We start from the raw sequence: 21,999 nt of genomic DNA, 5'->3' as shown, positions 1-21,999 counted from the left end.
CGAGGCGCCTTTTGTTTTTGGCGGGGTTCGGGATTGTTGCTGTAAACCGAGCAATCAGCCGCGATTAATTTCCGTCGTCAGACCGCGGCGCGAAAGATCCGGTCAGCGTCGCCTTACCCCGGAAACCCTGTGCCACGACAAATTTCTCTGAACTATCCGCCCTGCTCGCTGGCGGCTTTACATTCGCCACCTTGTTGAACGACTTTTTCAACTGCACCTGCATCTCATTTTCCGCGCCGCCCGCCAGAACCTTGGCGATAAAGGTGCCGCCTTCTTCCAGCACGTCAAAGGCAAAGGCCAAAGCCGCCTCAATCAGCGCGATGATCCGCAAGTGGTCGGTGCCCTTATGCCCCGACGCCGAGGCCGCCATATCCGACATCACCACATCGGCCTTGCCGCCCAGCCAGCCCTTGACCAGCGCATCGGCCTCCTCAGACAAGAAATCCAGCTGGTGGATTTGCGCGCCAGCAATGCTTTCGATCTCTTGCAAATCAATCCCCAGCACGGTGCCAATCGGCTTTTTCGGATTGTCGCCCAAAGCATTCACCCGCTTCACCGCAATCTGACACCAGCCCCCCGGCGCACAGCCAAGGTCCACCACCCGGGCGCCCGGCACAAGGAAGCCGTATTTCTCATCCAGCTCGGCAATCTTATAGGCTGCCCGGCCCCGGAACCCTTCCTTCTTGGCACGGATGACGTAAGGATCGTTCAACTGCCGCTCTAGCCACAACGTAGATGACAGCTTGCGGCCCTTGGCGGTTTTGACCCGCACGCGCAGCTCGCGCTGACCCCGGCCTGATGTGCTTTTTTCAGTCATTCAAACGGCCCGTCCTCTAAAACGCCATCGGCGCTCATCTGTGCATATAAGAGCCCCTCGCGCAGGCCACGGTCGGCCACCGAAAGGCGATCGGTTGGCCATATCCGCATCAGCGCCTGAAGGATAGCCGCGCCGGACATGATCAGCGTATGTCGGTCACGGCCAATCCGCGGATCATTGCGCCGCCCTTCCGGCCCAAGCGTCAGATATTCGCGGATCACCAGATCGATCTGATCAGAAGTCATCTGCAAACCATCGACCTTGGTGCGGTCATAGCGCCGCAGGCCAAGATAGCTGGCCGCTACCGTCGTCACCGTTCCAGAGGTGCCAATGATCTGAAACCCCTCACGCTTTTGCGCCGAAGCATAGGGGCTGAACGAGGCGAGGTTTTCTTCAAAAAACCAACTCATCAGTGCAAAGCGCGCCGCATCATCTTCGACATCCTGAAACTGGTCTTTCAGCGTCGCAACCCCCAGCGGCACCGAAATCCAATCCACCACCCGCGCGCCCGCAGGTTCCACCTGAAACCCGCGATGCAGCCGCATGATCGATTTTGGTCGATCCTCTGGCGCTACCGCCGACAGATCAATCCACACCAGTTCGGTCGATCCGCCGCCAATATCGACCACCAAAAGCTGTTCGGTGGACCGGTTGACCAGTGGCGCACAAGAAATCACTGCCAAACGCGCTTCTTCTTCGGCCGGAATGATCTCGACAATCAGCCCGGTTTCACGCTTGACCTGCCGCATGAATTCTTTGGAATTGCGCGCACGCCTACAGGCTTCCGTCGCCACGAACCGCATCCGCGTCACGCCATGCTGTTCGATCTTCTTCTGGCAAATCCGCAACGCCTGCATCGTCCGCCCCATCGAGGCACGACCAAGCCTGCCCGAGGCTTCCAGCCCCGCGCCCAGCTGGACAGTTTTTGAGAAACTGTCCAAAACCACAAACTGACTGCCCTTTGGCTGGGCAATCAACATGCGGCACGCATTTGTGCCTAAGTCCACGGCAGCATAAAGCCCCTTGGACCACAGGCCGGGGGGGGCCGACGGGTCAGTTTCGCGGAAAGCATCCTGTGCCTCAACCGCTGTTTGCATCGCGTCCGCCCCCTGGGGACGCTCGGGCGCCATAATCGCCCTCCATTGGTGGTTGCGACAAAGGTAGTCCCGTTCCCGGGTAGTGGCAAGCACCCTCCCCCATGCCTGAGCAAACGCGAGTTGTGCGTTCATACAGATGATGAAAATTTCTCCAATCTCAACCACTGGCCGCACGCGCAGTTTGCCGATAGCAACAAACGTGGTCGCTACAAGCATGTTCTATGTCGAAAACCGACCCTATTTGTCGCGTATCGGCGCATAGAACAGGTATCAAACTAGGGTGAGGGAATCAGCTATGCCGGATGTAACAGTGGTGTTTTGGCGCGATATTCCGGCGCAGGTGATTGTCGGCAAGGGGCGCTCTGCCTCAAAGGTGCAACTGCCCGAGCGGTTTGAGCAAGCGATTGACCGCTGTGCCATGAAGATCGGCGCTAAAGGTGCCGACGCTTACTTGGCCGAATGGCGCAAAGCTGATCCCTATCCGGTGGAAGGCGAGGCCGCCGAGATTGCCGCCGCTGAGGCGGCGCGTCTGGTCGCTGAATATGACACCGAGCGTCTCAAAACGCTGATCAACGCCGAGGGCTGGGCGCAAGCCTGACCATATCTAACGGGAGGCCCACATGGCACTTAGCTTTTTTCGCAAAGACACCAAACCAGCAGCAAATACCGATGCGAATGAGGCCTTTTTGAAAGGCTATTCGATCGAGGTGATGCCGCGCACCGCCGAAAAGGTGGAAGATTTCCGTGCTTTGCTGCCCAAAGGCACGCGGGTTTATATCGCCCATATCGAAGGCACTCCGATTGAGGAAATGGTCGCCACCGCAAGGCGTATCGCCGGCGAAGGCTTTGACGTGATGCCGCATTTCCCGGCGCGGATCATCCATGACAAGGCCACCTTGGCTGACTGGATCAAGCGCTATCAGACCGAGGCTGGTGTGAAGCAAGCACTTTTGCTGGGCGGCGGTGTGAGCACCCCTGCTGGTGATTTTGAAAGCTCGATGCAGTTGATGGAAACCGGGCTGTTCGATGGTTTTGAGCGTCTGCATGTTGCGGGCCACCCCGAGGGCAACAAGGACATCGACAAAGATGGCGGCGATGCCATCGTGCTGGCTGCGCTGAAGTGGAAACAGGCGTTTTCGGAACGCTCTGATGCGAAAATGGCGATTGCAACGCAGTTCTGCTTTGAGGCGGGTCCGGTGATCGCTTGGGCCAACCGCTTGGCCGAGGCGGGCGTGCATCTGCCGATCCATATCGGCGTAGCTGGCCCCGCCAAGCTGCAAACCCTGATCAAATTCGCAATTTCCTGCGGGGTCGGCGCTTCACTGCGCGTGCTGCAAAAACGTGCTATGGACGTGACGAAACTGCTTTTGCCCTACGAGCCGACCGAGTTTATCTCGGGCCTTGCCGCGCACAAAGCGGCTAACCCGGCTTTTGGCATTGAGCAGGTTCACTTCTTCCCGCTGGGCGGCATTAAGACCAATGCGGCTTGGGTTACTGAAAATGGCGGCGACGCTGGTGTGCCCGCAAACGCTTAAAGAGAAGGTTTAAGAATGACCCGTACCGTTATTGAATCCAAAACGAAAACCGTGATCATCGGTTTCGACGAGCCATTCTGCGTCATTGGCGAGCGCATCAACCCGACCGGCCGCAAAAAACTGGCTGCTGAAATGGAAGCCGGCAATTTTGAAACCGTTCTGCGCGATGCGCTAGAGCAGGTCGCCTGTGGTGCCAACATTCTGGACGTAAACTCGGGGGCGGTGTTTACCAACAAAATGGCCGAAGATCCGCGCTATGCCGACAACAACTTTGTCGAGCCGCCGTTGATGCGCGAATTGATCCTGCGAATCCAGGCCGTGGTCGATGTGCCGTTGTGCATCGACAGCTCGGTTCCCGGCGCACTTGAGGCGGGATTGATGGCTTGCGAGGGTCGTCCGCTGCTGAACTCGGTGACGGGCGAAGAAGACCGCATGGAATTGGTTTTGCCACTGGTGAAGAAATACAACGTGCCGGTGGTGGCAATTTCCAACGACGACACCGGGATTTCGCAAGACCCGGACGTGCGATTTGCGGTGGCGAAAAAGATCGTCGAACGCGCGGCAGATTTTGGCATTCCGGCGCATGACATCGTGGTTGATCCGCTGGTGATGCCGGTCGGCGCGATGGGCTCGGCTGGGCAGCAAGTGTTCGCCTTGGTGCGGCGTCTGCGCGAGGAGTTGGGCGTCAACACCACTTGTGGGGCGTCGAACATCTCGTTCGGCCTGCCGCACCGTCACGGCATCAACGCGGCTTTTCTGCCGATGGCGATTGGCGCAGGCATGACTTCTGCGATTATGAACCCGGTGCGTCTGCCAGAGATGGAGGCCATCCGTGCCGCCAACTTCCTGATGAACCATGACGCCAACGGCGGTGAGTGGATCCGCTTTGCAAAAGTGCTGGAGGCTGTTGAGGCGGGCGCAACCTTCGCCGAGGCTTCGGCTGCGGCGACAGCGGCCACATCCGGACGTCGCGGCGGACGCCGCGCGCGCTAAGCTATCAATATTACGACAAAAGGCCCGCCACTGGCGGGCCTTTTGCTTTAGCGGATGCGGCGGGTCAGCTTAGCCGCTTGCCGTGCCCGTTTGGCCACTTCCTTGCCTGCGCGGGCCTGTGCGTGATCTTCTGGCGTCATATCATCGGGGGACTTCCCCCTTCGAGCCGCATAATCAACACCCTTATTGACGGCGGTGTTGACCAGCCGCCCCAAAAGTTTGTTCAGGATCATCTGAATGATACGGTCCATGGCTTAGTCCTCAAACAATTCGCTTTGCCCAGTGCTGGGCTGTTCTTCGTCTTCAGATGGGGTGGTCAGCCCACCCGGCAAGGGGCGACTGTCCAACAACCCAGCCGCGCGCAATTCTTTCAACCCCGGCAGATCGCGCGCAGATTCAAGGCCGAAGTGGTCAAGGAAGTGATCCGTTACCACGAAGGTCACTGGGCGGCCCGGAGTCATCCGCCGACGCCCCAGCCTGATCCAATCCAGTTCCAACAACTGATCCACCGTGCCCCGACTGACCGCCACACCGCGGATTTCCTCAATCTCGGTCCGCGTCACCGGCTGGTGATAGGCGACAATCGCCAGCGTCTCAATTGCCGCGCGCGACAGTTTGCGCTGCTCGGCGCTTTCCTTTTGCATCAAATGCCCAAGGTCGGCGGCGGTGCGGAAAGCATAGGCATCGCCAACCTTGACCATATTCACCCCCCGCCCGTCATAGCGACGGCGCAGGGTCAGCAAAGCCTCGGCGGGATCGCAACCATGCGGCATCCGCTTGACCAGTTCGGCCAGGGTCACAGGCTCGGCCGAGGCGAAGAGGATGGCTTCCACCATGCGCTCTTGCTCGCCCATCGGCGGCGCTTCAAACAGGCTTTTTTCAATCGGATCTATCATGGTGCAGTCCTGCGGATCATCAGGGGGGCAAACATCTCACCCTGTTTGATCTGCACTTGACCGCGCTTGGCCATTTCCAAAATTGCGGCGAAATGCGCGGCGGTGGCCGATCTGCGGCGCGCGGGGGAAACCTCCCAGCCCTCGGGCATGAAGCTGGTCAAATCCGACCATTCGCCAGCGTAACCCAGCAAGCCGCGCATCCGTTCCAGCGCGTCTTCCATCGTGTAGACGTCTTTGCGATCAAAGGCATAGGGGCGGAATTCATCGCGGGTGCGGGTGCGGGCATAGGCGCGCATAAGGTCCAAGAGCGTCGCGGTATAGCTGACCGTGACCTTGCGGGTGACATCCTCGGGCACACCGCGCGCGAAAAAATCGCGACCAAGTTGGTCACGCCCCATCAGACGGGCAGCGGCCTCGCGCATGGCCGACAGTCGCTCCAACTGAAACGCCAGATGGGCTGCCAAATCCTCGGCCGAAGGTCCAGCTTCGCCGGGTTCGGGTGGCAGCAAAAGACGGGATTTCAGGAAGGCAAGCCAAGCCGCCATCACCAGATAATCGGCGGCAAGTTCAATCCGCAACGCCTGCGCGCGCGACACGAAGACCAGATATTGCTCGGCCAGTTGCAGCACAGAAATCTTGCGCAAATCGACTTTTTGCGTGCGTGACAGCATCAACAAAAGGTCGAGCGGCCCCTCGAAACCATCAACATCGATGATCAGCGCTTCCGAGGCCAGCCTCTCAGCAGCCGGAATACGCGCGGCGGCGCCCCAATCGTCGGTATCCGTGTCACCCATGCGCACCTTCGCCCAGCAGAGCCGAAAACTCAGCCTCCAGCGCGGCGATGTCAACGGATTTCGCTGGGCGGCGTTGTGCAAGCGCTGCCGTCGCACGCGCGCGAGCCGCCTCGGTCATCGCCCCTGCGGCACCGGCAACTTGCAGCATTTCAGCCATATCACCCTTGCAATGCAGCGCAATATCGCAGCCCGAAGCGATGGAATGCGCCGCCCGCTGCCCCAAACTGCCTGCCAAGGCCTGCATGTTCAGATCATCGGTGATCAGCAGGCCCGCAAAGCCGATCTCATCGCGGATCGCCCTGATCATCGCAGGGGACTGCGTGGCGGGCAGGTCATCATAGGCAGAAAAAATGATATGCGCCGTCATCGCCATCGGCAGATCGGCCAGCGCGCGGAACGGGGCGAAGTCGGTCGCGTTCAGGGTGGCGCGATCCGTGGTGACGGTAGGCAGATCGTGGTGGGTGTCGTTGATGGATCGGCCATGGCCGGGCATGTGTTTGACCACCGGCAGCACGCCCATCTTCAGATGCGCATCGGCGACAGCGCGGGCGATGTGGCTGACGGTTTCAACGTCTTGACCGTAGCAGCGATTGCGCAGGAACGAGTGGGTATTGGGGCCCGCAATGTCTGCAACAGGGGCGCAGTTGGCGTCGATGCCAACGGCGCTGAGTTCAGCGGCAATCACCAGCGAACGCAACGCCATCGCGCGGGCAGCGTTTACTCCGGCCTTCTCGACGGTGTCAAGCGGCGCGGCCCATTCGCGCCAATACGGCGCGCGCAGGCGCTGGACGCGGCCACCCTCTTGATCAACAAGGATGGGGGCATCCCGGCCGACCGAGTCGCGCAAATCGGCAGTCAGACGGGTAAGCTGTTCTGGGGTTTCAACATTCCGAGCAAACACGATGAAACCCAAAGGGTCATAATCGCGGAAGAAATCCCGCTCGGCTGCGGTCAGGGTCAACCCTGCACATCCAAAGATCGCGGCACCAGAGCCGATCATTTTTGCGCAACCGGGATGCAAGAGGCATTTTGGGCCAGCATCGCGGCGCAGAATTGCCGCGCAACATCTTCGTCAGCGAAGCCATGCGCGCGCAGGCGGTAGAAAGTGCGCCCGCCACTTTGCGCCGATTGCACCACCATGGCTTTGCCCAGCAACAGATCGGGGAAGTCGGTTTGCAGTTTGGCCCATTCGCCGCGCGCGCTTGCCTCGTCATCGAAGGCCCCGAGCTGCACAAGCCGGGTGCCTGCGGGAATGGTGCTGGGGTCGATTTCGGCAACGGCGGCAGTACTTGCGACAGGAGCATCGACTGCCGTCTCTGGTGCAGCCTCGGCGGTAGCGGCAACGGGCTCAACGGCGGCGATCGCAGCGGCACTGCGCGTGGTTGGACGCAGTTTCGGGCGCAGCGATTTCACCGGATCAGCGGCAGCAACTTCGACCACACTCAGCCCGCCCTCGGCGGTCTCACCATCCGCCAAAGCGGCGGCGAGGGCGGCGGCGACGGCATCTTCCTGCGTCTCAGGCAAAGGCGCTGTGACCGCAAGACTGTTTGCGTCCAGCGCATCAGCACTGGCGGAAGCCTCTGGCATGACGACCGGCGCAATCTCAATCGGCGCAAGGCTTGCCGGGGCCTGCGGTGCAACCTCGACCACTTCGGCACCACTTGCCAAAGGATCGGCGGTGGGCAGTTGCGCCAGTTCAGCGGTTCCAGCCTGATCTTCTGGCGTCAAGGCCACCTCTTTCGGTGCAAGGGTCAGCTTTTCGGGCAGTGGCAAGGCGGTTCCGGCAGCAGCGACGGCATTAACAGACAGGCCCTGATGCATCGCCACATCGCCACCGGGATTGTCGGGCGCGATCCGCAGCGGGCCTTCCAGCGCGCGCACCACGGGGATGCCGGACACATCGCGCACCGCAAGCTTATAGCCCCAAATGCCCAGACCAATCACCAAGGCAATCGAGCAAGCGGCTCCGGCCAGGTTGATCAGCGCACGGGCGCGCCCCATCGCATCGCCAGAGTCTATTTCATGCTCGGCATAACCGCCGTCGAACTCATCGAAATCCACGTCCGCCATGTCTTGCCTCGCGTGCAAGGGCGATACATGCCACCCCTGCTTGTTATTTTGCGCTCTCCGATCGGGCTGGTCAGACCTTGGCACTTACCGCATCTCCTCAACCGGAGTGACACCAAGGATACCAAGGCCGGCCGAAATCACAACGCCCGTGGCGCGCGCAAGCGCGATTTTCGCCGAAGATGTTGCCGCATTGCCCTCTTGGATGAAGCGCAGGCTGTGATCATCGTTGCCTTTGTTCCAAAGCGAATGGAATTCCGAGGCCAGTTCATAGAGGTAAAACGCAATCCGATGCGGCTCGTTGCCCTTAGCGGCGATCTCGATCAAGCGCGGCCACTCGGCAAGCTTCTGCGCCATGGCGATCTCGGCAGGGTGGCCAAGGATCGCCAGATCGGCGTTTGCAAGGGCTGCATCGCTGCAATCAATCCCGGCTTCGCGCGATTTGCGCAGCACCGAATTGATCCGGGCATTGGCATATTGCACATAGAACACCGGGTTATCTTTTGACTGCTCAAGCACCTTGGCAAAGTCAAAATCCAAGGTCACATCGTTCTTACGCGTCAGCATCATGAAACGGGTCACATCCGCGCCCGCTTGTTCCACGACATCGCGCAGGGTCACGAAGGTGCCTGCGCGCTTTGACATCTTGAACGGCTCGCCATTCTTATACAGCTTCACCAGCTGCACCAACTTGATATCCAATGGAACTTTGCCGTTCGACAAGGCGGAGACTGCCGCCTTCATCCGTTTGACATAGCCACCGTGATCGGCGCCGAAAATGTCGATCAACTCGTCAAAGCCGCGCTGCACTTTGTTGTAGTGATAGGCGATATCGGGGGCAAAATAGGTCCACGAGCCATCAGATTTCATCACCGGGCGATCAACATCATCGCCATGCGCGGTCGAGCGGAACAGCGTCTGCACACGCGGTTCCCAATCCTCAAGGGTCTTGCCCTTTGGCGGCTCCAACGTGCCCTCATAAATCAGCCCCATATCGCGCAGGGCTTTAATCGCGGCCTCAATCTGGCCAGTGCCATAAAGCGCCTTTTCCGACGAATACACGTCCATCTTGACGCCCAAGGCCGCCAGATCGCCGCGAATTTCTTCCATCATCATATCGGAGGCGATCTCGCGGATGTCGGCAAGCCAGATTTCCTCGCCCTTATCCAACAGAGACGTGCCAAATTTCGCCTTCAACGCCTCGCCCACCGGGATCAGATAATCGCCCGGATAGAGACCCTCGCGGATTTCCGGCTCCAGCCCATTGGCCTCGCGATAGCGCTCATAGGCCGAGCGCGCCAACACATCGACCTGCGCGCCGCCGTCGTTGATGTAGTATTCCCGCGTCACATCCCAGCCCGAGAACGCCAACAACCGCGCCAGCGCATCGCCGACCACAGCACCACGCACATGCCCTACATGCATCGGCCCAGTCGGGTTAGCCGAGACGAACTCGACGTTCACGCGGCGCCCTGCCCCGGCGCTTGACTTGCCAAACGCCAAGCCTTCGGTCAGCGCCGCTTTCACCACGCCTTGCCAGACATTCGCCGCCAGCCGCAGGTTCAAAAACCCTGGCCCCGCCACTTCGGCCCCGGTCACGCGCGGGTCCAGCATCAGCTTGGCAGCCAAAGCCTCGGCAATCGCACGCGGCTGTAGCGCTGCGGGCTTGGCCAGCACCATCGCCGCATTGGTCGCCATATCGCCATGCGCCGGATCGCGGGGCGGCTCGACCGCCACCTGTGCAAAGTCCAGACCAGTGGGCAAAACGCCCTCAGCGGCCAAAGCCGTCAGGCTGTCGGTCACCAAGCTGCGGATTTCGGCAAAGAGGTTCATTTGATCAATTCCTGTCTCGTTGATTTGGCAATGCCAGAGCCAGCAAGACAGGTCAAGGACAGCCCCGGTTTTGGGGTCGTTTAGGCGGCTAGTTTTGCTCGGAACGCCAATCATCCAAGGCGGGATTGGTGTCAGATGCGGCTGTGGTTGGGTTCAGCCTCGCCGGCACGCTGACCGGGCGATTGCGAAAGTAATGGGTCTCACGCGCGCCAAAGTAAAACGCCACGACGGCACCGAGCAGCCACCAAAGCGGTTCCGGCACGGCGTTCAGACCGACCATGCGCAAGGCAAAATCCGGCGGGTCGATCATCGCATAAACGAACAGACCGATGGTGCCAAACGCCAAAAGCGGGCGCGGCAAGCGGTTTAACCCGTTGACCAAGCGATCAAACCCGCTGGTCGAGGCATTGCTAAATTCATCGCCAAATTGCTCTAGCGCCGCGGCTTGCGCCTGTGCCGACAATTCCATCCGTTTGGTCGCCGAAGGCACCAACACCTCGGCCACGCCCTTGGCGGCATCGCCCAAAGCCGCCACCGCCCCCGGCGCGTTCAAAACTGTGCCAATCAACCCCATGCTGCCACCCGTGCCTGATGTTGCGCCTCTGTCAGCCGATATTTCGGCGCGATAAATTCTTCCGCCCGCGTGATCCAGCCACCTTTGCCACCGTCACGCCTGCGCGCATATTTACGTCTGGCCGGGCGGGCATCGGCGAGGCTGTAGTAGTAATTGCGCCGCGAAATCCCATAAGCGTCGCCGAGATAGCTTGGTGCTGCCTCGGCCGCCATTTGCGCCGCACGAATGGTCTGCGGGCCAATCTGACCATCCGCGTCGCAGGGAAATCCCATGCTGGTCAGCAGGCGTTGCAGCACCGTCACCGCATTGGCCCCGGCGTTGACATACATATCGAAAACCGATGCTTGCAAGGCCTCGGGCAGCGCGCCAATGCCAGTGCGGCGGTGGTAATGTTCGACATAAATATCAACGGCTTGGGCGGGGGTCAGCGCCCTCACATCGGTCACGTCGATCCTTGTGTCACGGGTAATATCGATCCCCAATCGCCGCAGCGTATTCAGAGTAACTCCGTGGTTGGTGGCGCCGCCCGGATCATCGGGATCGTTCACAAAACCGCCCTCGCGCGCGACAATCTCAGCCGCCAAATCCTGTACAGATTTCATCGCATCTCCCCTTGAATTGCCGGGGACTATGCTGGTGCTAAACGGTTAATCTGGTGAGACTTGCCCGCGCGCTGGTGCTGCAGGACTACTTCTGCGGCTCGACGTAAACGCCCTGCGCTTTCAAAGCGTCAACCACCTCTTTTGGCATGTAATTTTCATCATGCTTGGCAAGAATTTCGCTGGCGACAAAGGTATCGCCCTCCATCTCTCCCGTGCCAACCATGCCAGCGCCCTCGGCGAACAGATCGGGCAACACGCCGGTAAACTTCACCGGCACGGTCTTGTTTGTGTCGGTCACGCTGAAGCTGATCGTCTCGCCTTGCCCGCGCACCAGCGTGCCTTTTTCGACGAGTCCGCCGATGCGAAACACTTCGCCGACGCGGGGCGGATCGGTCAAAACTTGGCTGGGTGAACGAAAAAAGTTGATCCCATCACGCATCGCATAGCCAATCAGTGCTGTTGAAGCCACTACCAGCATAAAAGCAAACAAAATCAACTGCACGCGGCGGCGTTTCTTTAAGCCTTTTAACCCAGCCATATCAGCTCCTTATGGGAACATCGGCGCCAACATCAGCCCCGACGTTTCCTCAATTCCCAGCATCAGGTTGGCGTTCTGGATCGCTTGGCCCGACGAGCCTTTCGTCAGGTTGTCCAACACCGCCACCACCACAGCGCGCCCCGGAACCCGATCTCCGGTCACGCCGATGTGGCAAAAGTTAGACCCTGCGATGTCGCGCGTCGAGGGGAGTGCGCCAAAGGGTAGCACCTGCAAGAACGGCTCGGCGACGTAGGCGTCGCTCAAGACCTGGTGAATGGCTTTCGCGTCACCCTGCACATAGGTCGTCGCCAGAATTCCACGATTCATCGGCAGCAGATGCGGCGAAAACTGAATGTGAACAGGCCTACCGGCGAGTTTAGAAAACTCCTGATCAAACTCTCCCAAGTGCCGATGCTTGCCGCCCATCGAATAAGTATGGGTGCCGCCGGAAAGCTCGGCATGCAACAGGTTTTCTTTGAGGCTACGCCCTGCCCCAGACACCCCTGCTTTCAAGTCAATCAGGATATGGTCAAGGTTAATCACACCCGCTGAAATCAACGGCCGAAGCGCATATTGCCCGGTGGCCGCGTTGCAGCCTGTGCCCGCCACAAGACGGCCGTTGCGGATGTCATCGCGGTAGAATTCGGTCAAACCGTAAACGGCTTCTTTCTGCAATTCGGTGGCAGTGTGGGCTTGACCGTACCATTTCTCATATTCCGCCGGGTCGCGCAGCCGGAAATCAGCAGAAAGATCGACGATTTTCAAATCGCGCGGCAGGGCCGAGACGACAACCTGCGTGGTGGCATGGGGCAAGGCACAAAAGCACAGATCGACGCCAGAAAAGTCAATCTCCTCAATTTTTTGCAGGCGCGGCAGATCAAGGTGGCGCAGAAAGGGGAACACCTCGGCCATCGCCATCCCCGCTTTGCGATCAGCGGAGAGCGCGACGATTTTCATCGTCGGATGCGTGGCAATCAGGCGAACCAGTTCCGCGCCTGTGTAGCCCGAGGCGCCTAAAATAGCGATGCGATGTGTCATGCGACCCTCCGTCAGTTGGCGCAGATGTGGCGTCTGGGGGGACTGGATGCAAGTGAAATTATGGTGTCAGGCGCTCGCCTGCCTGCACCCGAAACGGCAGGATGTTTTCGCGCGGCGGCAGTGGGCAGATCGCGAAATCGGTGAAGCCGCAGGGGGGCGTGAAGGCACGGTTGAAATCGAGGGTGATTTCGGTGTCGGTGGCATCTTCTCCGATCAGGAAGCGCGAGGCGGGGTAGGTCTCGATGCCGCTGGTTTGGTCGCGGAGCACGAACATCGGTTTGCCGTCTTTCCAGTGGGTGGCAAGCAGGGTGATGGCGTGGCTTTGGTAGGTGAAATGCGCGGTGTGGGTCAGTTGAACGGTGGTGGGGGCGCCGCCTTTTTGGTCGATGGTTTGGGTCACCGCGGTGGGCAGGGCTTGCCAGCGGGCGCGCAGGATCAGGGCGTCGTTGGTGGGGAAGTAGTGGAGGTTTGCTTGGCGCGGCAGGGTGAGGTCGCGGACGCGGAGGGCGGGGGTGCTGTCGACGGTGTGGAGTTCAAGCAGGAGGGTCTGGTGGCGGAGTTGGGGGAAGCCGGAAGGGGTCGGCAGAAAGGGGATCGGGGCGGCATTGGGGGGTGTCAGGGTTTCGGCGGTGGGGTCGATTGCGCCCAGATGGGCGGGGCCGGTGGAGAGGTGGACTTGGTTGTCGGGGGCGGTGCCTGCGGATTGTGGACCGGGATTCAGATCAACCCGGTCGGTGAGGTTGAGCCAGCCGTCCTCGGCTTGCAGGGCTTCCAGACGGGCGGCGCGGTGTTGGTTTAGCGGGAGCATTTTTAGGGCCTTTTCGGGGTGGTCCCAACTCGGGACCTTTTTTTGTTGTTTAGATTCAAGTGGGTAGGGTAGTGAGTTTAAAGATTTGTTAAGGTTTGGCTGCGTGAGTGATGGACAAAACAAGTGGTGCGCTGAAGCACACCCTACTGTTTTTCAAATTGGGGTCCAGTGACCTGACCCAGAGCCGTCAACTTAGCCCATACCCGTCAACCTAGCCCAGACCAAAGGGGGGCTTTGACCACCCGTGCGCGGCCCAGCCAAAGCGTGGCCACGACCAGACCCAAGTCCTTGAATGAAAAATCTATCGGCGTGCGATCAGCCCAAAAGATACCTAAAAATATCAGACGGACTTCTTGCCTGCCATATTATCTAGAATCTAAATATCACCTGAGAGATAGAGCTTGCAGCGGAGATGACGACGATGTGCGCAGAGAACACGCAAAATGACACGGGTGGCTTTACCAAAAGAATGAAAGCACTTGCCCTAAAAGTGCGGTCCAATCTGAAAGCCTTTGTGCTGCCGTTCGCCCAACCCAGAGCAGGCAATTCACGTCCAGTTTCAGGACATTACTCAGTTCCGTTGCGTGAACCGTTCATGCATTCACTGGATTGTGATCCGCTGCGGTCGGTTCTGCTGGTGGGGACGCGGCTGGAAGACATGGCCAAGCCCGCCGACTGGCTTGCGGCACAGTCTTTACAGATAACTTGGGCATCACGCGCTGACTGGGTCAAGCTGGTGCTTGAGCGGCGACATGCCTATTCATATGTGATGCTAGACATTGACTATCTGGGCGGGATTAAAACAATTTACGACGCGCTGGCGCATCTGCGCATCGAAGTTCCTGACTTGCCGATCATTCTGCTGTCTTCGTCGTTTGCACGGAACAATTTCAATTTGGACCGCATTTGGCTGTGCGACGTGTCGCTGCGGGCACCAGTTACGTTTGCCGCGCTGGAATTGGCGATGACGACAAGCGAATTGAACAATGCGGTGTGGCAAACCCGCTGCAGCGAAGAGAAAATTGGCGTGCCGCACCTTCGGCTTGTTGCGAGTCGCGACTAGGCCGCCTGAAACACGATCTGTCGGCGTAGGAATTGCGTGGCTTTGCTAGACACGTTCGTTGGGTCACCTGTGGTCAGGAATTTGGCCACGGTGCCCGCGCCCAACATTTCCGGGCGCCGTTGCAAGTAGTCGGTCAGGCTTTCTGCCACGAGGTTGGCTTGGGAATAGACTTTGACATCTGGGCCCAAGGCTTCGGCGAAGGTTTTTTCCATCAGCGGGTAGTGGGTGCAGCCCAAGACGGCGGCTTGCGGGTGGGGCATGCGGCGCTTGAGGGCCTCAACATGGCTGCGCACCAAGGCTTCGGCAAGGATTTCGTCGCCTTGCTCGATGGCATCAACGACGCCGCCGCAGGGTTGGGCTTCGACATCGACGCCGATGGCGCGGAAGGCGAGTTCGCGTTGGAAGGCGCGGGAGGCGACGGTGGCGGGGGTGGCGAACAAAGCCACATGCTTGACGCTGACTTCGCGCGGCGGCGAGTTGTCGCCCCATTGGCGTTCGGTCAGCGCCTCAATCAGCGGCACGAACACGCCGAGCACGCGTTTGTCAGCGGGCAGCCAAGTTTCCTGCATGCGCTTCAGAGCGGCTGCCGAAGCAGTGTTGCAGGCGAGGATCACCAGATCGCAGCCTTCGGCCCAAAGGCGTTCGGTGGCGGCACAGGTCAGGTTGAAAATGTCGTCATGGGAACGTACGCCGTAGGGCGCGTGGGCGTTGTCGCCGAAATAGACGAAAGGTGTGTCGGGGAGACGCTTGGTTAGTGCGTCCAGCACTGTCAGCCCGCCAATGCCGCTGTCGAATACGCCTACTGCCATCTTTGCCCCCTGCCCGCTTTCGCAGCTCTTTCACAGACTTTGGGGGCTGCGGTTTAGCGGGATTTGTATTTCGCCTCGAATTCGTAGCCGTGAGCATAAGAGGGAAGTGGCGCGGGTGAAAGGGCGTAGGTGGCTTGGCGCAGGGTTTCCATCATCGCGGTGGGGTCGGATTTCAAGGATTGCAGGATATCGGAGGGGATCGGTTGGCCGATCACAAGGCGGACGGGGGTGTCGGTGCGGGATTTGAACTCTTTGAGCAGCATGGCGACGCGCAGATTGGCGTGGACGCGCGAGGCGAGTTGAAACAGGCGGGAGTTGTGGCCCTCAAAGTATATAGGGACGACGGTGGCGCCTGATTTTGCGATCATCTTGGCGGTGAAGTTGCGCCAAGACGGGTCCATCGGGCGGGAGAACGGTTTGAGCGAGGTGGAGACGGTGCCGCCGGGGAAGATGCCGATGGCGCCGCCTTCGCTGAGATAGCTGAGGGCGGTGGCGCGGGTCTCTAGGTTAAGTTTTACGGCGGCTTTGGTGTCGTCGAAGGATATCGGGAGCAGAACTTTGTTCAGGGCCTCGGCGCGGCGGAACACGGCATTGGAGAGGATGCGGAAATCACCGCGGATGGCGTCGAGCAGGTGGCCCATCATCAAGCCGTCAAGGATGCCATAGGGGTGGTTGGCAATCAGCACTAGGGGGCCTTGGCGGGGGATATTGTTGAGGCTGCCTGCGATGAGGTCAAGACTGAGTCCGTAGCGTTCGGGGATGACTTGCCAAAACGAGCGGCCTTGGGCGATGTCGACCTCGTAGCCATCGGCGCGGGCGATCAGGTGGCGGCGGCCAGAGACATTTTCCAGCACGCGGATCAGGGCGCGTCCCGGCTTGGTGCGGGCAGAGGCAGCGTAGGAAATGTCGCGGCTGATGTTGGTTTGCAGCATTTGGGCCTCGGGGGTTTGCACGGGCGGCATAGCCGGTTTGTGACACTGTAATGGCTGAGCGTGACGCTGAAATGACAGCCTCCGGGGGATAAGCCTGACAAATAGGGGGAATAATTCTGGATTTACCCGGTTTACAGGGCGGAATTTGTGCATAGATAAGCAGGCTCATGGTATCATCCGTGACATAATTTTGAGGGACCGATGGACTGGGACAAGCTGCGCATTTTTCATGCGGTTGCCGAAAAGGGCAGCCTTACTCATGCGGGCGAAGTGCTGCATCTGTCGCAATCCGCCGTAAGCCGCCAAATTCGCGCGCTGGAGGAGAGCCTTTCGGTGACGTTGTTCCACCGCCATGCCCGCGGGCTGATGCTGACCGAACAGGGTGAGCTGCTGTATGATGCGACGCAGGCGATGGTCAAACGGCTGGATGCGACGGCGGCGCGGATCCGGGATTCTGAGGATGAGGTGTTTGGCGAGTTGCGGGTGACGACGACGACGGGGTTTGGCACATTGTGGTTGGCGCCGCGTTTGCCGGCACTTTACAAAAAATACCCCAGCCTGAAGATTGATTTGATGCTGGAAGAACGCGTGCTTGATCTGCCGATGCGGGAGGCAGATGTGGCCATTCGGATGAAAGAGCCGTCACAGGCCGATCTGATCCGCAAACGGTTGATGAACATTCGGATGCGGCTTTATGCGACGCCAGAGTATCTGGAGGAACATGGCACGCCCTTGACGATGGATGATTTCACCCAGCATCGCTTGATCTGTCAGCATGCCGGGACGGCGCAGGTGGCTGCGGGGGCGAATTTGGTGGCTGATCTGATGAGCCATGATATCCCGTCGACCTTGACGGTGAATAACTATTTCGGAGTGTTGCAGGGGGTTTTGAACCATCTTGGCATCGGCGTTTTACCGGATTATCTGACTGAAGATTTCCCGCATCTGGTGCGGGTGCTGCCGGAGACGGAATCGACAGAAGTGCCAGTGTTTCTGGCCTATCCGGAGGAATTGCGACATTCCAAGCGGGTGTCGGCGTTTCGGGATTTCGTGACCGAGGAGATTTTCGCGTTCCGCAAGCGGCAGCAGTTGTAGCGCAAGGGCAAAGGCTATGTTCTGGAAGAAGCCCAGCCAATTTGGGCGGGGTTTGTTGTGCGGGGGTGCTTTGCCCTGTGGCCAAAAAATTGACCGCCCGGTCAAAGCTATGCACACAGCGCATGACGGCATTGCTGCGTTTGCAGTCTGTTCTTTATTGAGGCAATTCAGCCATACGTATAAGAACCGCGGTGAGGCAGCAGTTGAGTTCGCTCTTGTTGCTTCATACCTCCCTGTTGGACTCGGCCGAGCGAAAGCTCGGCCTTTTTTTTGTTTTAGGGGGTAGTTTTGTTTACTGCCTGCCTATCAAGCAGATTTTTGCTGTGTTCGGCAAAAAATGCTGCGTCTGCGAGATTATCTGCAAGTGCGATGACGCTTGTATAGGCGACATAGGTCGCAGCGATGATTCGCTGGCAGCGCCAACACCTACGCAAGAGCAGCAGGTGAAGATCAGCCTGAGGCGTTCATCGGGGATGCTGGTAGCCTCGTCGTGGGCAAGCTGGGTCAGGGCTGCGGCGTGGCGGCTGTCGCGCGCCACCCGACGCAAACGATCAATGGCTTTGCGGAAAGCGGCACGGATCAACCAAGCCTCGGGCCAATGCGGTGGCCTTGGCCTGCCCCAATGGATGAGGGCGAGATGCAGGCGTATGCAGCGCGTTGGAAATCTTGTGCGCGCGCGACAAGGCGCGACAAGGGCTGCCAGGATGCCGCCGCAGTCACTATAAAGGCGGGGGCGGCGAAATAAGTGTGGGGCGTCCGTGAAATAATCGCGGGAAATTTGCCCCGGGCCTTTCCCTGTTGGCTTGCTTGGCCTATGACGCCCGCAACTTCCATATTTCCGGGGAATGCCATGACCGAGCCTGCCATCACGCCTGATCTGATCGCAAAGCATGGCATGAAGCCGGATGAATATCAGCGGCTGCTGGAGATCATTGGGCGCGAGCCTTCGTTCACCGAGCTGGGGATTTTCTCGGCGATGTGGAATGAGCATTGCAGCTATAAGTCGTCAAAGCGCTGGCTGCGGACCTTGCCGACCACTGGGCCGCAAGTGATTTGCGGGCCGGGCGAGAACGCAGGCGTCGTTGATATTGGCGACGGGCAGGCGGTGATCTTCAAGATGGAGTCGCATAACCACCCCAGCTATATCGAGCCGCATCAGGGCGCTGCCACGGGCGTTGGCGGGATTTTGCGCGATGTGTTCACCATGGGGGCGCGGCCGATTGCGGCAATGAACTCGTTGTCCTTCGGGGTGCCGTCGCATCCGAAAACCGCCTATCTGGTGAAGGGCGTGGTTGAGGGCGTGGGATCTTATGGCAATGCGTTTGGCGTGCCGACGGTTGCGGGCGAGGTGCGGTTTCACAAATCCTATAACGGCAACTGTCTGGTGAACGCTTTTGCCGCCGGGTTGGCCGATGCGGATAAGATTTTCTACTCGGTGGCCTCGGGTGTGGGGATGCCAGTTGTCTATCTGGGGGCGAAGACGGGCCGCGATGGAGTTGGCGGGGCGACGATGGCCTCGGCTGAATTTGACGATACGATTGAGGATAAGCGCCCCACCGTGCAGGTTGGTGACCCCTTTACCGAAAAGCGGCTGCTGGAGGCTTGTCTGGAGTTGATGGCTTCGGGGGCGGTGATCTCGATTCAGGATATGGGGGCGGCAGGGCTGACCTGTTCGGCGGTCGAGATGGGCGACAAGGGCGGTTTGGGCATCAAGTTGCAACTGGATGCGGTGCCGCAGCGCGAGACCCATATGACGGCGTATGAGATGATGCTGTCGGAAAGCCAAGAGCGGATGCTGATGGTTCTGAAGCCGGAACTGGAAGACGTGGCGCGGGCGATTTTCGTGAAATGGGATCTGGATTTCGCGATTGTCGGCGAGACGATTCCTGAGGATCGCTTCCTGATCCTGCATGGCAATGAAGTGAAGGCGGATTTGCCTTTGTCGAAACTGTCGTCCTCTGCGCCGGAATATGACCGCCCTTGGGTGGAAACCCCGGCGGCTGCGCCCTTGGGCGAAGTGCCTGCGATTGGCGCGATTGCGGGGCTGCGGGCTTTGATCGGCAGCCCGAATTACGCGCAGAAGGCTTGGGTTTACGAGCAGTATGACAGCTTGGTTGGCGCGGATACGGTGGTTGCTCCGGGCGCGGGCGCGGGTGTGGTGCGGGTGCATGGCACGGGCAAGGCGCTGGCGTTTACCTCGGATGTGACGCCGCGTTATGTCAAGGCCAACCCGTTTGAGGGTGGCAAGCAGGCGGTGGCGGAAGCCTATCGGAACCTGATCGCGGTGGGGGCTAAGCCCCTGGCTACGACAGATAATCTGAACTTCGGTAATCCTGAGAAGCCCGAGATCATGGGGCAGTTGGTGGGGGCGATCAAGGGCATAGGTGCGGCTGTGGCGGCGCTGGATATGCCGATCGTGTCGGGCAACGTGTCATTGTACAATGAGACGGATGGCTCGGGGATCTTGCCGACGCCGACGATTGGCGCAGTGGGGATTTTGGCCTCTTTGGATGATCTGATTGCGGGGCGGCCGCACGCAGGCGACGTGGCGCTGGTTGTGGGCGAGACGTTTGGGCATCTGGGTCAGTCGGCTTTGTTGGCGGAAGCGTTTGGGATCGAGGCGGGGGATGCTCCGTCAGTTGATCTGGAGGCCGAGAAGGCGAGTGGCGATTTCATTCTGGCGCACCGCAAGGCCATTCGGGCTTGCACGGATTTGGCAGATGGCGGGCTGGCATTGGCGGCGTTTGAGATGGCCGAGGCTGCGGGCTTGGGTGTGACGCTGATCGCGGGCGATATTGCGACGCTGTTTGGCGAGGATCAGGCGCGGTATTTGGTGGCCGTAGACGAGGCCGGGGCGTCAAAGCTGGAGGCTGCGGCATTGCTCGGCGGCGTCGAGGTGATCCGGGTGGGGTCGTTTGGCGGCGATGTGGTGGATTTTGGCGGCGACAAAGCCTCGCTGGCTGAATTGTCGAACCTCTATCGCAACGCGTTTGAGAAGGCGGTGGGGTGAGGCTGCGCCCTGCCCTAGCGGCCGATTTCGGCTTTATACGTTCTGTTGCGGGCCGCGCGGAGTATGCGCCTTTCATCACCGATGAGGATGAGGCGGCGCTTTCTGCGTATCTGACCAACCCCGCGGCGCGATTGCTGATCTGGGATGACGATCACGGACCGCGCGGCTTTGCGCTGTATGCGGTGCCACAGGATGGTGCGGGGGTGGTGGAATTGCGGCGGCTGGCGTTGGATCAGGCCGGACTTGGCGAGGGCGCTGGGTTTTTGCGCGCGATGATTGGTTATGCATTTCAGGATTTGGCGGCGCAAAGGCTGTGGCTGGATGCCTCGGGTGAAAATGCGCGGGCGCAGGCGGCTTATCTGCGGGCGGGGTTCGTGCTGGAGGGGCGGCTGCGGCAGCATTGGTATCGGCCTGCCTTGGGGCGCGTTGTGGACTTGATGATCTATGGCATGATGCGCAATGAGTGGCAGGCGCGGGGCGGATTGGCCTCTTGCAGCCCCCCGCCCCCAAGCTTACATTTACTATGAATTGTTTAGGAGTGCGCAATGGCGATTGAAGCCCATGAAATTGAAGGCCTGATCCGCGCGGCGTTTCCCGATGCCCGCATCACCGTGCAGGGCGACGATGGCGCGCATTTCTCGGCCGAGGTGATCGATGCCAGCTTCAAGGGTATGAACCGGGTGCAACAACAGCGCGCGGTTTACGCCAGTTTGAAGGGCAAGATGGACGGGCCAAGCGGCGCGCTGCACGCGTTGGCGCTGACGACGAAAGCGCCGGAGTGAGATGGACCAGCCGCTGACATGGCTCCAGACATTCTACGTCGTTGTCGGATCGGTGTTAGCGTTCGTGGGCTTGATTATTTGGTTGTGGATATATGCTGGTTGCCCTTGGCCGATTAGATTAAAATCCGAACCCCGTCGAAGAGATTGGGAGCCTGCTTTGGAGCCAACGTCCGACGTTCATGTCTTGGGCAATGACTATCCTCAGAAAAACGGCGAGTTTTTGCAGCATCTGGTGAAAAGAACTTACACCGTGCCAAAAGACCCCGAAGAATACGCAAAGATTTTCGTTCCGACGAAAGACAGAAAAGGAAGCTCAGAATGACCGCTCTTGAGATGATCAAAGACACCGTGACGAAAAACGATGTGGTGTTGTTTATGAAGGGCAACAAGTTGATGCCGCAATGTGGGTTCTCGTCGAAAGTGGCGGGGATTTTGAATTATCTCGGCGTTGACTACGCCGATGTGAACGTGCTGGCGGATGCGGAAATCCGGCAGGGCATCAAGGAATTCTCAGATTGGCCAACGATTCCGCAGCTTTACGTCAAGGGCGAGTTTGTCGGTGGCTGCGATATCGCCATCGAGATGATGCTTTCGGGTGAGTTAGATGCGTTGTTGGAGACCAATGGCGTGGCTTTTGACAAAGCAGCGGCGGAGAAGATCCGGGAAGCCAACGTGGGCTGATGTGTTGGTGGGGGGGGCCGCCCCCCCCCCCCCCC

Annotated in this window: 24 protein-coding genes; 9 read left to right on the top strand and 15 right to left on the bottom strand. The window is 59.4% G+C overall.

What is annotated here, in order from left to right:
* Window positions 1-64 precede the first annotated feature (64 nt).
* On the bottom strand, window positions 65-817 hold the full coding sequence (locus Q7V03_RS03575; protein ID WP_304924234.1) for an RlmE family RNA methyltransferase: 753 nt from the start codon (window positions 815-817) through the stop codon (window positions 65-67).
* On the bottom strand, window positions 814-1,947 hold the full coding sequence (locus Q7V03_RS03570) for a Ppx/GppA phosphatase family protein (RefSeq protein WP_304924233.1): 1,134 nt from the start codon (window positions 1,945-1,947) through the stop codon (window positions 814-816). Before Q7V03_RS03570 ends, Q7V03_RS03575 begins: the two co-directional genes overlap by 4 nt.
* A 262-nt stretch (window positions 1,948-2,209) precedes the next feature.
* On the opposite strand from Q7V03_RS03570, the gene Q7V03_RS03565 reads away from it, so the two are divergent.
* The 3 genes from Q7V03_RS03565 to Q7V03_RS03555 are packed head-to-tail and all read left to right on the top strand — an operon-like array spanning window position 2,210 to window position 4,442.
* The gene (locus tag Q7V03_RS03565) at window positions 2,210-2,512 is read left to right on the top strand and encodes a virulence factor (protein WP_304924232.1); all 303 of its coding nucleotides are present in this window, start codon (window positions 2,210-2,212) and stop codon (window positions 2,510-2,512) included.
* Window positions 2,513-2,534: 22 nt separating this feature from the next.
* Window positions 2,535-3,449: a methylenetetrahydrofolate reductase gene (locus Q7V03_RS03560; protein ID WP_304924231.1), complete on the top strand. Its 915-nt coding sequence runs from the start codon at window positions 2,535-2,537 to the stop codon at window positions 3,447-3,449.
* A 15-nt stretch (window positions 3,450-3,464) separates the two neighbouring features.
* The gene (locus tag Q7V03_RS03555) at window positions 3,465-4,442 is read left to right on the top strand and encodes a methyltetrahydrofolate cobalamin methyltransferase (protein ID WP_304924230.1); all 978 of its coding nucleotides are present in this window, start codon (window positions 3,465-3,467) and stop codon (window positions 4,440-4,442) included.
* A 47-nt stretch (window positions 4,443-4,489) separates the two neighbouring features.
* Here Q7V03_RS03555 and Q7V03_RS03550 read toward each other — a convergent pair whose 3' ends face one another.
* From Q7V03_RS03550 to Q7V03_RS03500, 11 genes are all read right to left on the bottom strand, one after another.
* Window positions 4,490-4,693 (bottom strand): hypothetical protein, encoded by a 204-nt coding sequence (locus tag Q7V03_RS03550; protein WP_304924229.1) that lies wholly within the window; start codon window positions 4,691-4,693, stop codon window positions 4,490-4,492.
* Between the two features lie 3 nt (window positions 4,694-4,696).
* Window positions 4,697-5,338, bottom strand: coding sequence for an SMC-Scp complex subunit ScpB (gene scpB / locus Q7V03_RS03545; RefSeq protein ID WP_304924228.1), 642 nt, complete (start codon window positions 5,336-5,338; stop codon window positions 4,697-4,699).
* Entirely contained in the window at window positions 5,335-6,132 is a 798-nt protein-coding gene (locus tag Q7V03_RS03540; protein ID WP_304924227.1) for a ScpA family protein, read from the bottom strand. The genes scpB and Q7V03_RS03540 overlap by 4 nt, the downstream gene beginning before the upstream one ends.
* Complete coding sequence (locus Q7V03_RS03535) at window positions 6,125-7,132, bottom strand: glycoside hydrolase family 3 N-terminal domain-containing protein (protein ID WP_304924226.1); 1,008 nt, start codon at window positions 7,130-7,132, stop codon at window positions 6,125-6,127. Before Q7V03_RS03535 ends, Q7V03_RS03540 begins: the two co-directional genes overlap by 8 nt.
* Window positions 7,129-8,202, bottom strand: coding sequence for an SPOR domain-containing protein (locus Q7V03_RS03530; protein ID WP_304924225.1), 1,074 nt, complete (start codon window positions 8,200-8,202; stop codon window positions 7,129-7,131). The genes Q7V03_RS03535 and Q7V03_RS03530 overlap by 4 nt, the downstream gene beginning before the upstream one ends.
* Window positions 8,203-8,286: 84 nt before the next feature.
* Window positions 8,287-10,032 carry an arginine--tRNA ligase gene (gene argS / locus Q7V03_RS03525; RefSeq protein ID WP_304924224.1) on the bottom strand — a complete coding sequence of 582 codons (1,746 nt, stop codon included), beginning with the start codon at window positions 10,030-10,032 and terminating at the stop codon, window positions 8,287-8,289.
* Between the two features lie 88 nt (window positions 10,033-10,120).
* Entirely contained in the window at window positions 10,121-10,606 is a 486-nt protein-coding gene (locus tag Q7V03_RS03520) for a holin family protein (protein ID WP_304924223.1), read from the bottom strand.
* A complete protein-coding gene (locus Q7V03_RS03515) occupies window positions 10,597-11,208 on the bottom strand; it encodes a holin-associated N-acetylmuramidase (RefSeq protein ID WP_304924222.1) in 612 nt (203 codons plus the stop codon). The genes Q7V03_RS03520 and Q7V03_RS03515 overlap by 10 nt, the downstream gene beginning before the upstream one ends.
* Window positions 11,209-11,293: 85 nt before the next feature.
* Complete coding sequence (gene ccmE / locus Q7V03_RS03510; RefSeq protein ID WP_304924221.1) at window positions 11,294-11,746, bottom strand: cytochrome c maturation protein CcmE; 453 nt, start codon at window positions 11,744-11,746, stop codon at window positions 11,294-11,296.
* A gap of 9 nt (window positions 11,747-11,755) precedes the next feature.
* Window positions 11,756-12,784 carry an N-acetyl-gamma-glutamyl-phosphate reductase gene (argC, locus tag Q7V03_RS03505; protein WP_304924220.1) on the bottom strand — a complete coding sequence of 343 codons (1,029 nt, stop codon included), beginning with the start codon at window positions 12,782-12,784 and terminating at the stop codon, window positions 11,756-11,758.
* Between the two features lie 58 nt (window positions 12,785-12,842).
* Window positions 12,843-13,592, bottom strand: coding sequence for a DUF1684 domain-containing protein (locus tag Q7V03_RS03500; RefSeq protein ID WP_304924219.1), 750 nt, complete (start codon window positions 13,590-13,592; stop codon window positions 12,843-12,845).
* 421 nt (window positions 13,593-14,013) lie between these two features.
* On the opposite strand from Q7V03_RS03500, the gene Q7V03_RS03495 reads away from it, so the two are divergent.
* Window positions 14,014-14,655 carry a hypothetical protein gene (locus Q7V03_RS03495; RefSeq protein WP_304924218.1) on the top strand — a complete coding sequence of 214 codons (642 nt, stop codon included), beginning with the start codon at window positions 14,014-14,016 and terminating at the stop codon, window positions 14,653-14,655.
* On the opposite strand, the gene murI is transcribed toward Q7V03_RS03495, so the two are convergent.
* A complete protein-coding gene (murI, locus tag Q7V03_RS03490; protein ID WP_304924217.1) occupies window positions 14,652-15,464 on the bottom strand; it encodes a glutamate racemase in 813 nt (270 codons plus the stop codon). The genes Q7V03_RS03495 and murI overlap by 4 nt on opposite strands.
* A 53-nt stretch (window positions 15,465-15,517) precedes the next feature.
* Window positions 15,518-16,396 (bottom strand): lysophospholipid acyltransferase family protein, encoded by an 879-nt coding sequence (locus Q7V03_RS03485; RefSeq protein WP_304924216.1) that lies wholly within the window; start codon window positions 16,394-16,396, stop codon window positions 15,518-15,520.
* 201 nt (window positions 16,397-16,597) lie between these two features.
* Between Q7V03_RS03485 and Q7V03_RS03480 the strand changes: the two genes are divergently transcribed.
* The 5 genes from Q7V03_RS03480 (at window position 16,598) to grxD (ending at window position 21,964) form a co-directional block, all read left to right on the top strand.
* Window positions 16,598-17,491 carry a LysR family transcriptional regulator gene (locus Q7V03_RS03480; protein ID WP_304924215.1) on the top strand — a complete coding sequence of 298 codons (894 nt, stop codon included), beginning with the start codon at window positions 16,598-16,600 and terminating at the stop codon, window positions 17,489-17,491.
* An 850-nt stretch (window positions 17,492-18,341) separates the two neighbouring features.
* Window positions 18,342-20,501 carry a phosphoribosylformylglycinamidine synthase subunit PurL gene (gene purL / locus Q7V03_RS03475; protein WP_304924214.1) on the top strand — a complete coding sequence of 720 codons (2,160 nt, stop codon included), beginning with the start codon at window positions 18,342-18,344 and terminating at the stop codon, window positions 20,499-20,501.
* Window positions 20,498-21,028, top strand: a complete 531-nt coding sequence (locus Q7V03_RS03470) for a GNAT family N-acetyltransferase (RefSeq protein ID WP_304924213.1) — start codon at window positions 20,498-20,500, stop codon at window positions 21,026-21,028. Before purL ends, Q7V03_RS03470 begins: the two co-directional genes overlap by 4 nt.
* An 18-nt stretch (window positions 21,029-21,046) precedes the next feature.
* Window positions 21,047-21,283 carry a BolA/IbaG family iron-sulfur metabolism protein gene (locus Q7V03_RS03465; RefSeq protein WP_304924212.1) on the top strand — a complete coding sequence of 79 codons (237 nt, stop codon included), beginning with the start codon at window positions 21,047-21,049 and terminating at the stop codon, window positions 21,281-21,283.
* A 318-nt stretch (window positions 21,284-21,601) separates the two neighbouring features.
* Window positions 21,602-21,964: a Grx4 family monothiol glutaredoxin gene (gene grxD / locus Q7V03_RS03460; RefSeq protein WP_304924211.1), complete on the top strand. Its 363-nt coding sequence runs from the start codon at window positions 21,602-21,604 to the stop codon at window positions 21,962-21,964.
* Window positions 21,965-21,999 lie beyond the last annotated feature (35 nt).

It is taken from the genome of Cypionkella sp., from assembly GCF_030652235.1.
In the GTDB taxonomy this organism is placed as follows: Bacteria; Pseudomonadota; Alphaproteobacteria; order Rhodobacterales; family Rhodobacteraceae; genus Cypionkella.
This window is presented reverse-complemented; position numbering and strand designations above follow the sequence as displayed.

Coding starts and splice junctions, on each gene's coding strand:
- Q7V03_RS03575 (WP_304924234.1), bottom strand. CDS start 817: ATGACTGAAAAAAGCACATCAGGCCGGGGTCAGCGCGAGCTGCGCGTG.
- Q7V03_RS03570 (WP_304924233.1), bottom strand. CDS start 1,947: ATGGCGCCCGAGCGTCCCCAGGGGGCGGACGCGATGCAAACAGCGGTT.
- Q7V03_RS03565 (WP_304924232.1), top strand. CDS start 2,210: ATGCCGGATGTAACAGTGGTGTTTTGGCGCGATATTCCGGCGCAGGTG.
- Q7V03_RS03560 (WP_304924231.1), top strand. CDS start 2,535: ATGGCACTTAGCTTTTTTCGCAAAGACACCAAACCAGCAGCAAATACC.
- Q7V03_RS03555 (WP_304924230.1), top strand. CDS start 3,465: ATGACCCGTACCGTTATTGAATCCAAAACGAAAACCGTGATCATCGGT.
- Q7V03_RS03550 (WP_304924229.1), bottom strand. CDS start 4,693: ATGGACCGTATCATTCAGATGATCCTGAACAAACTTTTGGGGCGGCTG.
- scpB (WP_304924228.1), bottom strand. CDS start 5,338: ATGATAGATCCGATTGAAAAAAGCCTGTTTGAAGCGCCGCCGATGGGC.
- Q7V03_RS03540 (WP_304924227.1), bottom strand. CDS start 6,132: ATGGGTGACACGGATACCGACGATTGGGGCGCCGCCGCGCGTATTCCG.
- Q7V03_RS03535 (WP_304924226.1), bottom strand. CDS start 7,132: ATGATCGGCTCTGGTGCCGCGATCTTTGGATGTGCAGGGTTGACCCTG.
- Q7V03_RS03530 (WP_304924225.1), bottom strand. CDS start 8,202: ATGGCGGACGTGGATTTCGATGAGTTCGACGGCGGTTATGCCGAGCAT.
- argS (WP_304924224.1), bottom strand. CDS start 10,032: ATGAACCTCTTTGCCGAAATCCGCAGCTTGGTGACCGACAGCCTGACG.
- Q7V03_RS03520 (WP_304924223.1), bottom strand. CDS start 10,606: ATGGGGTTGATTGGCACAGTTTTGAACGCGCCGGGGGCGGTGGCGGCT.
- Q7V03_RS03515 (WP_304924222.1), bottom strand. CDS start 11,208: ATGAAATCTGTACAGGATTTGGCGGCTGAGATTGTCGCGCGCGAGGGC.
- ccmE (WP_304924221.1), bottom strand. CDS start 11,746: ATGGCTGGGTTAAAAGGCTTAAAGAAACGCCGCCGCGTGCAGTTGATT.
- argC (WP_304924220.1), bottom strand. CDS start 12,784: ATGACACATCGCATCGCTATTTTAGGCGCCTCGGGCTACACAGGCGCG.
- Q7V03_RS03500 (WP_304924219.1), bottom strand. CDS start 13,592: ATGCTCCCGCTAAACCAACACCGCGCCGCCCGTCTGGAAGCCCTGCAA.
- Q7V03_RS03495 (WP_304924218.1), top strand. CDS start 14,014: ATGTGCGCAGAGAACACGCAAAATGACACGGGTGGCTTTACCAAAAGA.
- murI (WP_304924217.1), bottom strand. CDS start 15,464: ATGGCAGTAGGCGTATTCGACAGCGGCATTGGCGGGCTGACAGTGCTG.
- Q7V03_RS03485 (WP_304924216.1), bottom strand. CDS start 16,396: ATGCTGCAAACCAACATCAGCCGCGACATTTCCTACGCTGCCTCTGCC.
- Q7V03_RS03480 (WP_304924215.1), top strand. CDS start 16,598: ATGGACTGGGACAAGCTGCGCATTTTTCATGCGGTTGCCGAAAAGGGC.
- purL (WP_304924214.1), top strand. CDS start 18,342: ATGACCGAGCCTGCCATCACGCCTGATCTGATCGCAAAGCATGGCATG.
- Q7V03_RS03465 (WP_304924212.1), top strand. CDS start 21,047: ATGGCGATTGAAGCCCATGAAATTGAAGGCCTGATCCGCGCGGCGTTT.
- grxD (WP_304924211.1), top strand. CDS start 21,602: ATGACCGCTCTTGAGATGATCAAAGACACCGTGACGAAAAACGATGTG.